The organism is Hymenobacter sp. R533113 (assembly GCF_056835965.1).
Genome location: NZ_JAKWBD010000013.1, coordinates 919,847 through 933,748 on the forward strand (window position 1 = coordinate 919,847; position 13,902 = coordinate 933,748).

The 13,902-nt window shown below is 55.1% G+C and carries 11 protein-coding genes; 3 read left to right on the forward strand and 8 right to left on the reverse strand.

Translation table 11 applies throughout. The features are described from left to right. Positions 1-189: 189 nt before the first annotated feature. The 8 genes from secA to dapF form a co-directional block, all read right to left on the reverse strand. A complete protein-coding gene (gene secA / locus MKZ35_RS13155) occupies positions 190-3,603 on the reverse strand; it encodes a preprotein translocase subunit SecA (protein WP_482513724.1) in 3,414 nt (1,137 codons plus the stop codon). 227 nt (positions 3,604-3,830) lie between these two features. Beyond that, on the reverse strand, positions 3,831-4,763 hold the full coding sequence (locus MKZ35_RS13160; protein ID WP_482513725.1) for an SDR family oxidoreductase: 933 nt from the start codon (positions 4,761-4,763) through the stop codon (positions 3,831-3,833). Between the two features lie 119 nt (positions 4,764-4,882). Further along, on the reverse strand, positions 4,883-6,073 hold the full coding sequence (locus MKZ35_RS13165) for a family 1 glycosylhydrolase (protein WP_482513726.1): 1,191 nt from the start codon (positions 6,071-6,073) through the stop codon (positions 4,883-4,885). A gap of 186 nt (positions 6,074-6,259) precedes the next feature. Beyond that, entirely contained in the window at positions 6,260-7,441 is a 1,182-nt protein-coding gene (gene glf / locus MKZ35_RS13170; RefSeq protein ID WP_482513727.1) for a UDP-galactopyranose mutase, read from the reverse strand. Between the two features lie 95 nt (positions 7,442-7,536). Then, on the reverse strand, positions 7,537-8,040 hold the full coding sequence (locus MKZ35_RS13175) for a glycosyltransferase (protein ID WP_482513728.1): 504 nt from the start codon (positions 8,038-8,040) through the stop codon (positions 7,537-7,539). Beyond that, the gene (locus MKZ35_RS13180; RefSeq protein ID WP_482513729.1) at positions 8,034-8,756 is read right to left on the reverse strand and encodes a glycosyltransferase family protein; all 723 of its coding nucleotides are present in this window, start codon (positions 8,754-8,756) and stop codon (positions 8,034-8,036) included. Before MKZ35_RS13180 ends, MKZ35_RS13175 begins: the two co-directional genes overlap by 7 nt. Positions 8,757-8,981: 225 nt before the next feature. Then, the gene (locus MKZ35_RS13185) at positions 8,982-9,494 is read right to left on the reverse strand and encodes a GNAT family N-acetyltransferase (RefSeq protein ID WP_482513730.1); all 513 of its coding nucleotides are present in this window, start codon (positions 9,492-9,494) and stop codon (positions 8,982-8,984) included. Between the two features lie 61 nt (positions 9,495-9,555). Then, a complete protein-coding gene (gene dapF / locus MKZ35_RS13190; RefSeq protein ID WP_482513731.1) occupies positions 9,556-10,350 on the reverse strand; it encodes a diaminopimelate epimerase in 795 nt (264 codons plus the stop codon). A 490-nt stretch (positions 10,351-10,840) separates the two neighbouring features. Between dapF and MKZ35_RS13195 the strand changes: the two genes are divergently transcribed. The 3 genes from MKZ35_RS13195 (at position 10,841) to MKZ35_RS13205 (ending at position 13,902) form a co-directional block, all read left to right on the forward strand. Beyond that, on the forward strand, positions 10,841-11,722 hold the full coding sequence (locus tag MKZ35_RS13195) for a class I SAM-dependent methyltransferase (protein ID WP_482513732.1): 882 nt from the start codon (positions 10,841-10,843) through the stop codon (positions 11,720-11,722). 24 nt (positions 11,723-11,746) lie between these two features. Next, positions 11,747-12,700: a Ppx/GppA phosphatase family protein gene (locus tag MKZ35_RS13200; protein WP_482513733.1), complete on the forward strand. Its 954-nt coding sequence runs from the start codon at positions 11,747-11,749 to the stop codon at positions 12,698-12,700. Positions 12,701-12,840: 140 nt separating this feature from the next. Beyond that, positions 12,841-13,902 (forward strand): Ldh family oxidoreductase, encoded by a 1,062-nt coding sequence (locus MKZ35_RS13205; protein WP_482513734.1) that lies wholly within the window; start codon positions 12,841-12,843, stop codon positions 13,900-13,902.

Sequence of the window (13,902 nt, forward strand, 5' to 3'; positions counted from 1 at the left end):
ATCAACAGGAAGGCAAAGGTAAGGTAGCGCTAAAACGGATTTGCACAGCCGCCATGGGTTGCTTTAGCAAGCTAATGGTGAGTGGTTCCGATGCGTAGCCTACACAGAAACATTGCCAAATAACAAGTGGCAGGCAGCTTTTTGGGAAAGCTGCCTGCCACTACTATTTACTGCGTTCCGGGGGCTTTTTTACCCAACCAATACGCAGCGGTTGTTCAGCACATCGTCTTCCACAGTCTTGTATTTCACGTCGCGCACGATGCGGCCGTCCATGTACTGCACGCTTACTTTTTCGTTGCGGTTAGCCACTTTCTGCGCGCGCACGGGCTGCTGCTTTTCCAATACCGGAGCTGGCTCGGGACCCATGTCCTCGGGTCCGGCGCCGAGCGAAATAGAGGAGAGTTCCTTTTGCGCCTTTAGCTTGGGGGCTTTCGGTGCGGGGGGCAAATCGGCCTCTACAAAGAATTCCGGCTCCTGGGTGTGGCCGCTTTCCTGCTGCATTGGAATGTCGGCGCGGAAGAGGAAGGAAACTGTTTCCTCGTTCACCTTGCCTATCATCTGCTTGAACAGCTCAAACGACTCAAACTTGTACACCAACAACGGGTCTTTCTGCTCGTACACCGCGTTCTGCACCACCTGCTTCAGGTCGTCCATCTGACGTAGATGCTGAGTCCAGGCCGTATCGATGGTTGAAAGCACCACGATTTTCTCCATACCCCGAATGGTTTCGTGGCCTTCAGTGGCTTGGTTGCGGCGCAGGTTGGTAACTACCGTAATCTGCTTGCGGCCATCGGTGAACGGAATGGCAATATTCTCGAAAGGAGCGTTTTGCTTTATCAGGTCATTCACCAGCGGCAGCGTGTTGGCCCCAATGTGGTCGTTTTTGCTCTGATAATAACCCAAAGCCTCATCATACAGCTTTTGGGCCAACGCCGGCGCTGGCTGGCCGGCTAGGTCCTGAGCGGTAAGATGCGTATCGTAACCAAACACCCGGATAACGGCCAGCTTGAAGTCTTCGAAGTCGTTGCTGACTTTGTGTACGTTCACGATGTCGTCGCAGACGTCGTAAATCATGTTCCAGATATCCAGCTCCAGACGCTCGCCAAACAGAGCGTTGCGGCGACGCTTGTACACCACTTCGCGCTGAGCGTTCATCACGTCGTCGTACTCCAATAGGCGTTTCCGCGTGCCGAAGTTGTTCTCCTCCACTTTCTTCTGAGCCCGCTCAATGCTGCTCGTAATCATGGAGTGCTGAATCACTTCGCCTTCCTCCAGACCCATACGGTCCATGAGCTTGGCAATGCGGTCCGAGCCGAACAAGCGCATCAGGTTGTCTTCCAACGACACAAAGAACTGAGACGAGCCTGGGTCGCCCTGCCGGCCGGCCCGACCACGCAGCTGCCGGTCTACGCGGCGGCTTTCGTGGCGCTCCGTACCAATAATGGCCAGACCACCCGAGTCGCGCGAGGTTTCTTTCAGCTTAATGTCGGTACCACGGCCAGCCATGTTGGTAGCAATAGTCACGGTGCCGGGGAAGCCAGCGCCGGCCACAATCTCGGCTTCGCGCTGGTTTTGCTTAGCGTTCAACACCTGGTGCTGAATACCGCGCAGCTTGAGCATACGGCTTACCAGCTCCGAAATCTCCACCGACGTGGTACCTACCAGCACCGGGCGGCCAGCTTGCACCAACGCTTGAATTTCCTCGGCTACGGCGTTGTACTTCTCGCGCACGGTCTTGTAAACCTTGTCGTGCTCGTCCTGGCGGGAAATCTGACGGTTGGTCGGAATCACGACCACGTCGAGCTTGTAAATCTGCCAGAATTCGCCCGCTTCCGTTTCGGCCGTACCGGTCATGCCGGCCAGCTTGTGGTACATGCGGAAGTAGTTCTGAAGCGTAACCGTGGCGTAAGTCTGGGTGGCGTCTTCCACGCGCACATTCTCTTTTGCTTCAATAGCCTGGTGCAAGCCGTCGGAGTAGCGGCGACCTTCCATCACGCGGCCGGTCTGCTCATCCACGATTTTCACCTTGCCATCGTCGGTCAGGATGTACTGGTCGTCGCGCTCAAACAGCGTGTAAGCCTTCAGCAGCTGGTTTACGGTGTGTACCCGCTCCGACTTCTCCTGATAATCCTGCATCAGCTTTTCCTTTTGGTGCAGCTTATCCTCGTCGCCGATGGCTTTGCTGTTCTCGATGGCCGCAATTTCCATCCCGATATCAGGCATGATAAATAGCTGCGGATCTTCGCCCTGGGCCGTAATCAGGTCAATGCCTTTTTCGGTCAGCTCAATCTGGTTATTTTTCTCGTCGATGGTAAAGTACAGCGGCTCATCGGCCTTGGGCATCTGCCGCGAGTTGTCGGCCAGATAAAAGCTCTCCGTCTTCAGCAGCACGGCCCGCATGCCCGTCTCCGACAAGAACTTAATAAGCGGCTTGCTCTTCGGCAGGCCACGGTAAGCGCGGAACAGCATCAAGCCACCTTCACCGTCCTTACTGCCAGCTTCCGAGCCGTCTTTGCCTTCTTTGATGAGCTTACGTGCCTGCACCAGATAGTCCTGTACAATCTTTTTCTGGGCATCCACCAGCATCTGAATGCGGGGCTTCAACTGATAAAATTCGTGTACATCACCGCGGGGCACGGGGCCGGAGATGATAAGCGGCGTCCGGGCGTCATCAACCAGCACCGAGTCCACTTCGTCGACCATCGCGTAATGATGCTTGCGCTGCACCAGCTCCTCGGTTTCCCGCGCCATGTTGTCGCGCAGGTAGTCGAAGCCGAATTCGTTGTTGGTGCCGTAGGTAACGTCGGCCGCGTAGGCGCGGCGGCGGGCGTCGGTGTTGGGCTGGTGCTTGTCGATACAGTCCACCGTGATGCCGTGAAACTCGAACAGCGGCGCATTCCACTCCGAGTCACGCTTGGCCAGGTAGTCGTTGACTGTTACCAAGTGCACGCCACGACGGGCCAGCGCATTGAGGAAGGCAGGCAAGGTCGAAACCAGCGTTTTACCTTCACCCGTGGCCATTTCGGCAATCTTACCCTGATGCAGTACTACGCCGCCAATCAGCTGCACGTCGTAGTGCACCATGTCCCAGGTGATTTCGGCCCCGCCGGCAATCCACTTGTTAGCCCATACAGCCTGGTCACCCTGAATGGTGACGTTCTGCTTGCGGGTAGCGTATTCGCGGTCGTAGTCGGTGGCCGTGACGCTCAGCTGGCCGTTTTCTTTGTAGCGGCGCGCCGTTTCTTTCACAATGGCAAAAGAGGCCGGCAACACTTGCAGCAGCACGACTTCCAGCTCCTTGTTACGCTGCTTTTCAAGCGCATCGATCTGGTCAAAGAGCTGCTCCTTCTGCGTGATGTCGAGGTTGGGCTCGTCGGTGATACGCTGGTGCAGGCCGGCTATCTGGTCGTCGGTGGCCTTGAGGTGGGCATCAATGCGGGCGCGCACTTCCTGGGTCTGCTCACGCAGCTGGTCGTCGGAGAGCGGTGCCAATTTGGCATATTCGGCGTTGATGAGCGCCACGTATGGGATAATCTCCTTCAAGTCCCGCTCCGATTTGGAGCCGAAAATCTTGGCGACGGTTTTCCCTAGGAAATCAAACATGTTGATATTATTTAGCTTAAAACGCCGGGGCGCACTCCAAATTTACGGCCTTTTTGGGAAAGTCCCGGCCAAAATGCCCCCCAGCCTCCAAAACGACGAAACCCCGCCACCTCAAAGAGTGTGCGGGGTTTCCAGGATAGAAAAGTTGTCAGGCTCTGGGGGGCTTTTTCGACCAATCAGAACAGAGGTGGCGGTATATAGAAGCTACCTTCAAACTGCTGTGAGCTTTAGGAAGCTACTGCAACAGGCTCTTCGGGCGAGTTTCTCATATTAGTCATCATTTCGGAGACACACCGCTCCAGCCGCTCTTCTACCGAAGGCAACATGTTGCCTTGCTTGCTGCCAAGTACACTATATAAAGGTCGCGCAGCGGCCAGGCCAAATGCCTGCATGGCGCGAGGAACCACAAAAGAAGTATCTAAGCTGGCCATATCAGCGGCCAAACGCGCTAGATCGGCCCAGGTATAAGAGCCTTGATTAGCTAAGTGCCACACGCCGCGCTCCTCATCAATGAGTAGGTTTAGCGACTCATTTACCAGGTCCGGAACGTAGGTGGGCGAAATCAAGACGTCGTCGGCAGCCTCGAAGGCTTGCTTGTGATGACCAGCCCGCAAAGCGTAATACACAAAGTTGTACTCGTCCCAGGGACTAAAAAAAGCACTGGTACGCACCACAAGCGCATTAGGCATACAAGCCAGCACATCGCGCTCGGCTAGGCGCTTACTATTACCGTACACGTTGAGTGGGCAAGGAGTGTCCGTTTCTACATAAGCAGCCGACTTATTGCCGTCGAATACTAGGTCAGAGGAAAACGTTAGAAAGGGAATTTCGCGGTATGCACAGGCAGCCGCTACAATGGCCGGACCGGTCGTATTTTCGAGGTAGCAGCGTTTAAAGTCGGCTTCGGCCTCGTCAACCCGCACGTAGCCCGCCGCGTTTACCACGGCCCAGGGATTATGCTGGGTTATTGCTTTTTCCACCGAAACCGGATCGGTGATATCCATTTCGGCGCGGCCCAGAGCGACGGCTTCAATGCCCCGTATTGCACAAACGCGCTGAAAAGCGCGGCCCAGGGTGCCGTTGGCCCCGGTAATCAGCAAGGGTTGAACCACAGGCTCATTCAGTTCTGTGGCCAGATCATTCATATCGAGTATCTTCATAGCTCAGGATGCTTTAGAGGTAGGGCAATGGTGATGATAGATAAAACGGTCCTCCCGTTCCCACCAACCTTTAGACTTCAGCAACGGATGGTCATAACAGCCTTCCGTAGTAAGGCTTTTCACCATTTTAAATAGCGCGGTAGGACGAGGTTTGCCCCCCGCAGGTCAAAAACGCCGCTTTCGTAAAAGGCGCCCTCCTGGGTGAGCAGCGTATTCCAATCGTAGGCTCCGAGTAAAGACCATACGGTGATGGCGCGCAACTCGACGCCTCCCTCCTTCAGCTTGTTGGCCGCGTCCCAGGCATATTGTAGCCAGCGCATCTGCTCCTCGCGGGTGCAGTCGAGGTGGACTTCCGTAATAGCCAGGGGCAAATGGTACCGCTCCCAAGCCTCCAGCAGTAAATCGTGCGGGCCGGCCAACTCCACCAAGCGCACTCGTACCGCTTCTATGTCGGCATAATCAGTGCGCTCCTGGCTGCGGCGCAGGTGGTGAGCGGGGAAGTAATGATGGTTCTCATCCAAGAACCGTTCACTGGTGATATAATAATTGATGCCTATCACATCGGGCGGCAGCGGGTCATTAGCGAGTTCCAGCAGTTCGTCTTCCGAAGCACCGTTTTCGCGTAAGTAATGCCAAAACGGATGATGACGGTCGACGTAGCCGCACAACAAATCGAAAGTGAGCCAGCGCCGGGTGTTTTCAAACTCGGCCTGATTCTCTAAGCTGGGTGTGCTATGCGTTTTGCCTAAATCTTCGGTCTGAACTAGCTGCGCTTCCGGGTTTACTTCCCGAATGGCCTTCATGGCCTCTTTCACTCCTTTAATATGATTCAGCTGAATGCGGACGAAGGTGTGGTCGTCCAGGGCGTGCGGGTACCAGATGCCATACAAGCCGCTGAAGCGAGCAGTAGTAAGCGGCTCGTTTACGGGCGTGTAGTGCTGAATCCACGGATAGCGCTCGGCTACCATGCGAGCAAAGCGAGCCAGGCCCGGCACGAAACTATCCTCGTGTAAAGCCGTGTAGCGCGGACCGCTGCCGTGGTGTAGCAAAGTTACGATGGGGTCGATACCTAGCTCCCGAAGGCGCGCCATACGCTCATCAGTCCAGGTCCAGTCGGGATTATCCAAGCTTTCCGGGGCTACCTGCTCCCACAGAATTGGGTAGCGCAGCTTGCGAATACCCAGCTCGGCGAACCTATCTAAGTCCTCAATTCGGGTGCGGTGGCCACTACTGACGATTTGATCCGAATATCCATTCCCGATCCGCCGAATGGTACATTCTACGCCGCCCCACATTTCTACTTTATCCATTCTTCTCTCGGTTTGTGGCTGCCAGTACTAACACTAGCAGTGTTGAGTTGGCACCTTCCGAAAACAGTTCTGTCACTCTGTACGAAGCGAGGAGCTTATCAGTCGTGGGCCGGGGGGCTTTTTTGACTTAAAACTTCTCGCGCCGTCGCAGAGTGACAGACGTCTGACAGCCGGTTTAACAATACGCTACTCCTTGGCTGGAGCGCGGGAAACAAGCTTCTCTACGAGTGAAGTAGAACCAGAAATAGCTGGCTTTTTGGCTTGTTGTGCCTCCTCCGTTTTCTCCGTTAGTTTCTTGTATAAGGTAAGTGCTTGCGCTACTACCTGGTCCATGTTGTAGTACTTATACGTAGCCAAACGACCTACAAAGTGCACGTTGGGTGTCTCGTCAGCCAGCTTTTTGTACTTGTTATACAGTTCCGCATTTTCGAGGCGCGGAATGGGGTAGTAAGGGTCGCCCTCGGCTTTAGGATATTCATACACCACGCTGGTTTTGGGGTGCTGTTGGCCGGTTAGCGCCTTAAACTCAGTAATCCGAGTATAAAGGTGCTCATTGGGGTAGTTTACTACTGGCGCGGCCAGGAACTTCTCCACGTTCAGGGTTTCGTGCTTAAACTCCAGCGAGCGGTAAGGCAGCTTGCCGAACTTAAAGTCGAAGTACTCATCAACCGGGCCAGTGAAGATGATTTCCTTAAATGGGATGAAGTCGATAATGTCGTGGTAATCGGTGTTGAGCATGATCTTGATGTTCGGATGATCAAGCATCTTCTCAAACATGCGCGTGTAGCCGTGCAGCGGCATGGCCTGGTAGGTATCGGTGAAGTAGCGGTCGTCGCGGTTGGTGCGGGTAGGCACGCGCGAGGTTACCGACTTATCCAGCTCCGAAGGGTCCATGCCCCACTGCTTGCGGGTATAGTTCTTGAAGAACTTCTCGTACAGCTCACGGCCAACCTTACTCACCACTACATCCTCCGAGGTCTTGATAACCGGAATAGTTTCGGCCAGCGACTCCAAGAACTGCTCTACCTCGAAGCTATTCAGGCTCAGACCGTACAGCTTATTGATGGTATCCAGGTTGATAGGCATGGGCACCATTTGCCCGTCAACGGAAGCTAATACGCGGTGCTCGTAAGGGCGCCAATCGGTAAAATTGGTAAGGTATTCGAATACGTCCTTCGAGTTAGTGTGAAAAATGTGGGGGCCATATTTGTGTACTAATATGCCCTCCTCGTTGTAGTGATCATACGCATTGCCAGCAATATGGCTGCGCTTATCAATAACTAATACTTTCTTATTAGAGCGGGTAGCGAGCCGCTCGGCAAGTACGCTGCCAGCGAAGCCGGCCCCAACGATTAGATAATCGAACATAGCTAAATTTGTGTTTTGGTGAGGGAGATAGGGGCGGAAAAGCTACTTAAAGTGTCAACACTTACGAGGGCTACCACCGATTCGGTATTGTCCAATTATTTCTTGTCTGTCAAGCGCTGCTGCATCAGGTTAACCATGTCCTGCCAGGTAAGGTCCCAGGAAATGGTAGCTAAGTAAGCATCCGTGCGAGCCAGCCACTCAGTGTCATCTTTTTGCTGCAAAGCCCGCGTTATTGCTTGCCCAAAATCGGCGGCATTAGAAGCAATCTGTACCAGATTTAATTCACCATAAGGGCGTACCACATCCCGGATAGGCGTACTGACTACCGGCTTGCCCGCAGCCAAATACTCGGGTGTTTTGGTAGGCGAAATAAACTTAGTACTCTCGTTATCAGCGAACAGCAACGTTGCTACATCCCAACCCCGCAAATACATAGGGAGTTCCTTATAGTCTTTGCCCCCCAGATAATGAATGTTGGAAGTGCGCGGCAGGGCGGCCTCCTCAATCTTTACCACCGGCCCGATAATGATAAACTGCCACTCCGGATGGGCTTTAGCCAGTTGGCCCAGCAGCTCAATATCCAGGCGCTCATCTACCACGCCAAAAAATCCAACCCGAGGATGTGCAATCTTGGCTTGATCCACTGGATCAACGCCGGCGGCGCGGGCCTGCCCAAAATGGGCTTTATCGATGCTACTGGGGAAAGCGTGCGCATCGGCGTGTTGCAGGCTTTTGGCCTCGTATAAGCTCTGGCCGCCAGTGAATACCAGATCGGCACGCCCAAAAAGCTCTTGTTCCAGCTGACGCAGTCGCGGGGGGCAAATTTGAAGTTTGCTAACTCGTCCATACAGTCATACACGGTAAGAGCCGCCTGCAAATGCCGCGACTTGCTCAGCGCCATGGGCGTATAGTACCACGAGACAAACTGGTCGATGCTATTTTCGGCGAAATACTGCGTTAGCAGCTTTGCCTGCGCCTGATCAGTAGCTTCTTCATTCAGCCCAGCCGGTAAGTGAGCTACCAGCACTTTCAATCCATTCTGACGCTCTTTTATTTCAATGTGAGCGACAAGAGACGCATTATCTCCGTGCACGAATGGCTCTTCTACATAGAAAACCCGGCTGTACTGCGCAAAACGCGACAGTAGGTGCTGAGGACGCTGCCACACAAAATCCCAATGCAGGTGCGCGAAGCAAACCAAATCAGGTAAGCTGCAGGAAAAATTATTGGTAAGCGTTGGGGAAGAAGCAGGAGTTTGGGTTGGTACTGAGGCTGAAGCGCGCGTAGGCGTTCCCGCCGAGGTAGAAATCGGCATAGACAAAGGGCTAGAAAGTATCGTGATAAACCGGATAGGCTAACTCAACAGTATAATTCTCCGGTGCTACAACGCTTACCTTATACGACCGTTTGCTAAAAAAGATACCTATTTTATAATGCTATTTTAATTAGCATCCAGCAACCTCAACACTAGTTACTCTCCCTTATAATCCTAAAATGCACAAGTATTTAATCTGCCGCTAATTGCCTTATACAGTACTTTTTAGAAAATTTTTTGAAGCTCAACAGCATCCTCCCAGCCAACAGCCGTCCGCAGCCACTCCTGCCGGATGCCAACCCGCCGGAAGCCCGCTTTTTCAAACAGGAGCAAGCTGGCTTGGTTGGTGGCGGCTACCGTACAATGCAATTGATGCAAGCGCAGTGTGAGACGGGCATATTCCAGACATGCAGCTAACGCAGCTAATGCAAAGCCACGCCGCCGCTCAGCGCTCAGAATAGTAATGCCCAGCCCAGCCCGCAGATGCAGTGGCTGAAAATCAAATATATCGAGGATGCCCACGGCACGCCCATCTATTTGAGCGCAGATAACAAGCCGGAGCTGGCGCACTTCATAGAAATCAGCGGAGGAATGGGCCAGGTACTCGCGCAGCGCATAGCGCGACACGGGCGCCATCGTATCCGAAACGCCCCAGATGGCCGGGTCATTTTCCAACGCATACAGGAGCTCCAGATCGGAGTCTTCGAGGGCGCGCAGAAAAACCGGGACAGCTGACATTGAACTGAAATTGATATACCTGGTAGCTGATCTGAGGCGCTGGGGGGCAAAATGGTGTTGGCTATACGTCTAGGCTACCCTCAAATACGCGTACGGCCGGCCCGCTGAGATAGACATTTATAAACGAACCATCGGGCTGGGCTTCGAAGGAAACACGCAGGTCGCCGCCGGGTGTGCGCAAGTGTACCGGGCTGACGGCGCCGCGCCGGGAAGCGGCCAGCGCAACAGCTGTCACGCCTGTACCACAGGACAGCGTCTCATCTTCTACGCCGCGCTCGTAGGTGCGTACCTGCCAGGGCAAATCAGGTGTGGGGGGCATTTCGGCGAAGTTTACGTTGGTGCCGCGCTCCCGAAACCGCTCGTTGTAACGAATGGCCCGGCCCTCACTGACCACGTTTAGCTCAGCTAACCGGCTTGGGTCCAGAAACCGCACAATGTGGGGCGAGCCTGTATTTAGGAATACGCCGTCTTCGCTTACCTCCTGCTGGCCCAGGACATCCTGCATGCGCAGATGCACGGTGCCGTCGGCGCCAATATGGGCTTCGTGGGCACCGTCGGCGGCGGTAAAGCGGGTTTGGTTTTGAATAAGCCCCAGGTGATGCGCGAAAGCCACGGTACAGCGCCCACCATTCCCGCACATCGAGCCGAGATAACCGTCGGCGTTGAAATACACCATCTCGAAATCGAAGTCGGGATGTAGGCGCAACAGAATCAGGCCATCGGCCCCAACTCCCAGCCGCCGGTCGCAGAGGCGCCGCACCAGCTGATGGTTGTTCACGGCAAACTCCTGCGCGCGGTCATCTACCATCACAAAGTCGTTGCCGGTGCCCTGGTATTTATTGAAACGAAGTGTCATAAGGCAAAGGTCGCATTTATGGGGTGTAAAGTGTACTTCGCTGTTAGCAACAGGATTACGTAACAAGTCCGTTTTGCACTAGGGTGTGTGGACAATTAATGAAAGGGCGGTGGTCTAAAGCGTGGTGATGGTGCCGTTTCAGGTTGAATCAAAAGGAGCTTGAATAGCTTGTTCAGCGCCTTTTTCAGTTGGTCATGCATTAGGCTTATCACCACGCTTTAGACCACCGCCAATGAAAGAACGTCATACTGAGCAGAGCGAAGCATCTCCTCGCGTGTTTAGTTGAGTTGCTAATCTCAACTAAACACGCGAGATGCTTCCTGTCGTCAGCATGACAATACCCTTGCACACGAGATGCTTCGTATCCTCAGCATGACGACCTGCTGGCCCCGACACCAACCACCGTTCCTGGAATACCACGATCAAACACAAAGCTTACGCGCCTGCCTTACCTTTGGCCGCCCGCTCAACGGCAGCTTTACGACGCCCTATGTATTCCTTCCTCACCACCGGCACCTGGCCCGATTATGAATTGCTCGACGCGGGCAACTTTGAAAAGCTCGAACGCTTCGGGCGCTACGTGCTGGCCCGGCCCGAGCCCCAAGCCATCTGGGACCAGCATTTGCCCCCCAGCGAATGGGAGCGCGCCCACGCCACGTTTCGCCGCGAAAAAGGCAGCCAGGAGCGCGGGCAATGGCAATTGAAGGCCGGAATGCCCGAGCAATGGGTGATTAATTACGACCAAGGCGACCTGCATTTGCGCTTCCGCCTGGGCTTGTCGGCTTTTAAGCACGTGGGGCTTTTCCCGGAGCAAGACCCCAACTGGCGCTTCATCTTTGAGCAAACCAAACAGCGCAAGGCCGCGCAACCGCGGGTGCTCAACCTCTTTGCCTACACCGGCGCGGCTACGCTGGCCGCCCGTGCCGCCGGTGCCGATGTCACCCACCTCGACTCGGTGAAGCAAGTCAACTTCTGGGCCCGCGATAATATGGAAGCGAGTCAGCTCGATGGAGTGCGCTGGCTGGTAGAAGATGCCATGAAGTATGTGCGCCGGGAAGTAAAGCGCGGCAGCAAATACCAGGGCCTCATCCTCGATCCGCCCGCTTACGGCCGGGGCCCAAATGGGGAGAAGTGGCAGCTGGAAGATGAGCTGAACGAGCTGCTGAAACTATGCAAAGAGCTGCTGGACCTGCAGGATCATTTTTTTCTGATCAACTTGTATTCGCTGGGCTTCTCAGCCCTTATTCTGGATAACCTGGTTTCTAATATCTTCCCGGCTATTCGGGGCACCCGCGAAATCGGCGAGATTTATCTGCACGACCAGGGCCAGCGCAAGTTGCCGCTGGGCACGTTCTGCCGATTTAGCTCTTAGCTGCCTCAACACCAACCCATGACAATGACCAAATCGCCACGTCTGGCCCTGATTGACATGGGCACCAACACGTTTCACCTGCTCATCGTAGAAATGCCCCCCGCGGGCTCCGATGCCGAGCCTGCCGTATTGCTGCGCACCAAAGTAGGCGTAAAGCTGGGCGAAGGCGGTATCAGCAACGGCGAAATTGCGCCCGAGGCTTTTGCGCGGGCGTTGCACACGCTGGCGGCTTTTCAGGAAGAGATAGAGCTGCACCAGGTTACGGATGTGCGCGCTACGGCCACCAGCGCCGTGCGCAGCGCTCGCAATGGCACGGAGCTGGCCGAGGCCATTTTCGAGCAGACGGGCATCAAAGTCGATATTATTTCGGGCGACCGGGAGGCGGAGCTGATTTGCCAGGGCATGCGGCAAGCCGTGGCGCTGGGGCGTACACCTCACCTGCTGGTCGATATTGGCGGGGGTAGCGTGGAATTTATTATTGCCGATGAGGATACTATTTTCTGGAAACAAAGCTTTGAAATCGGGGCTCAGCGACTGCTCGACTTGTTTTTCAAGCACGACCCGCTCACGGCCGACGATGTGCGCGATGAGCAGGCTTATCTAGCCGCTCAGCTCGCGCCGCTGACGGCTGCCATACAGCAGTTCCGACCAGTTGGTTTGGTAGGAGCTTCCGGAACGTTTGATACGCTAGGGGACTTGCAGGCGGCTCAGCGCAATGAGTTTCGCCCCGAAATGCCACCGCCCGTCACCGAAATCACGCTCCAGAGCTTTTATCAAAGCTATGAGCTGCTGCTTACGACCACCCATGCCCAGCGCTTAGCCATGCCAGGCATGACGCCCATGCGTGCCGATATGATTGTGGTGGCCTGCGTCCTGATTGATTTTATACTGACGACCTACCAACTCACTGACTCCAACATAAGAGCTTCAACTTATGCGCTGAAGGAAGGATTACTGGCAGAGATTATTAAGTCCTGAATCCACCCGAATCAGTGCCTGCAGGTTGTCACCACTTCGAGAGTCGAAATTTGCCCCCCAGCAGCGTTTACCCACGTTTTTCGCTCACTGATTCGTATTAATTCCTCGATGCACATCAGCGCCCGCTAGCATTACCTGCTATGACTTTTTCCTACAATCACCTGTTCACGTTCACAGAAGCTGTCTTTCACAGTATTGGCTGCCCCGAGCCCGACGCTATACAAGCTACGGAAGCACTGCTGGCAGCCGACCTGCGCGGCATCGACTCGCACGGCGTGGCCCGGCTCATTGGCTACGTGCGCCTCTGGGAGGCCGGCCGCATCAACCCGACGCCGCGGGTGGGCGTGGTGTACGAAACACCCAGCACGGCTGTAGTGGATGGTGACGGTGGCTTAGGCCTAGTGGTGGCGCCCAGGGCTATGCAGGTAGCTTTAGAAAAAGCACGCATCGCAGGCACCGGGTGGGTTTCAGTGAAAAATTCCAACCACTTCGGTATTGCCGGCTACCATGCCATGAAGGCCCTGGCCCACGATATGATTGGCATTGCCATGACGAATGCCAGCCCTTTGGTAGCGCCTACTCACTCACTTGACCGTTTGCTGGGTACCAACCCCATTGCCGTCGCCATTCCGGCCGGCGAGCAGCCCGATTTCGTGGCTGACTTTGCTACTACGACAGCTGCTAATGGTAAGCTTGAGATATTGCAACGCAAGCAGCAGCCCGCGCCCGCTGGCTGGATCCAAGATGCCCAGGGTCAATCATCGACAAACCCGAATGAGCTGAAAGACGGCGGCGCCTTATTGCCGCTGGGGGGCGAAACCGGCTCGCACAAAGGCTATTGCCTGGGCAGCGTGGTGGATATTTTCTCGGCGGTACTATCAGGCGCGAATTATGGCCCGTGGGTACCGCCCTTCGTGGCCTTCCTTCAGCCGCCCGCCGACCCAGTGGGCCAAGGAATTGGTCACTTCTTTGGGGCTATGCGCGTAGATGCCTTCCGGCCGGCCGCCGAGTTCAAAGCCCACATGGACAACTGGATTTCCACTTTCCGCCAGGCCCGCGCCGTGGAGGGCCAGCAAGTGCTCATCCCCGGCGACCCGGAGCGGCAGATAGCTGCCGAGCGCCTGCTGGGGGGCATTCCGCTGCTCGAAACCGTCGTGCGGGACCTAGAGACGGTGGGCCTCAAGTTTGGCGTGCAGCTGTAG

Excerpts from the sequence above, each read along its gene's own strand:
- secA (WP_482513724.1), bottom strand. The coding sequence starts at position 3,603 with ATGTTTGATTTCCTAGGGAAAACCGTCGCCAAGATTTTCGGCTCCAAA.
- MKZ35_RS13160 (WP_482513725.1), bottom strand. The coding sequence starts at position 4,763 with ATGAAGATACTCGATATGAATGATCTGGCCACAGAACTGAATGAGCCT.
- MKZ35_RS13165 (WP_482513726.1), bottom strand. The coding sequence starts at position 6,073 with ATGGATAAAGTAGAAATGTGGGGCGGCGTAGAATGTACCATTCGGCGG.
- glf (WP_482513727.1), bottom strand. The coding sequence starts at position 7,441 with ATGTTCGATTATCTAATCGTTGGGGCCGGCTTCGCTGGCAGCGTACTT.
- MKZ35_RS13180 (WP_482513729.1), bottom strand. The coding sequence starts at position 8,756 with ATGCCGATTTCTACCTCGGCGGGAACGCCTACGCGCGCTTCAGCCTCA.
- MKZ35_RS13185 (WP_482513730.1), bottom strand. The coding sequence starts at position 9,494 with ATGTCAGCTGTCCCGGTTTTTCTGCGCGCCCTCGAAGACTCCGATCTG.
- dapF (WP_482513731.1), bottom strand. The coding sequence starts at position 10,350 with ATGACACTTCGTTTCAATAAATACCAGGGCACCGGCAACGACTTTGTG.
- MKZ35_RS13195 (WP_482513732.1), top strand. The coding sequence starts at position 10,841 with ATGTATTCCTTCCTCACCACCGGCACCTGGCCCGATTATGAATTGCTC.
- MKZ35_RS13200 (WP_482513733.1), top strand. The coding sequence starts at position 11,747 with ATGACCAAATCGCCACGTCTGGCCCTGATTGACATGGGCACCAACACG.
- MKZ35_RS13205 (WP_482513734.1), top strand. The coding sequence starts at position 12,841 with ATGACTTTTTCCTACAATCACCTGTTCACGTTCACAGAAGCTGTCTTT.